General features: G+C 64.1%; 1 pseudogene. It reads right to left on the minus strand.

The features are described 5' to 3' along the window. Window positions 1-72 precede the first annotated feature (72 nt). Window positions 73-276: pseudogene (locus ACZ6DT_RS20965) on the minus strand (tat pathway signal sequence); the annotation flags it as partial. Window positions 277-351 lie beyond the last annotated feature (75 nt).

Below are 351 nucleotides of genomic sequence, written 5' to 3' on the forward strand. Positions count from 1 at the left end.
AAGACCGCAGAGGAGCAGGGGAAGACAACATACGAAGCCCTGGAGGGCCCCGCCGCCCCCGACACCGCTCGGTCAGCCCTTGAAGTATCCCTTGAACAGGATCTCGCCGATCTTGGTGGTGGTCTCCTGGCCGGTCTCGTAGCCGTTCTGGATGACCTTGGTGTTGTTCATGAGTGAGAGGGTGTACCGCTCGTGCGGCCCGACGAAGCCGACCGAGTTCATGATCCAGGAACCGTCGTCGTTGTCGTCGGACCAGCCGTTCTTGTTACCCGGGTTCGGGGGGGGGGGGGGGGGGAAAAAAAAACCACCGCGGCAGCGGGGGGGGGAGGACGCGGGGAACGGGATCAACGG

Source organism: Amycolatopsis sp. NPDC041971, assembly GCF_055588925.1.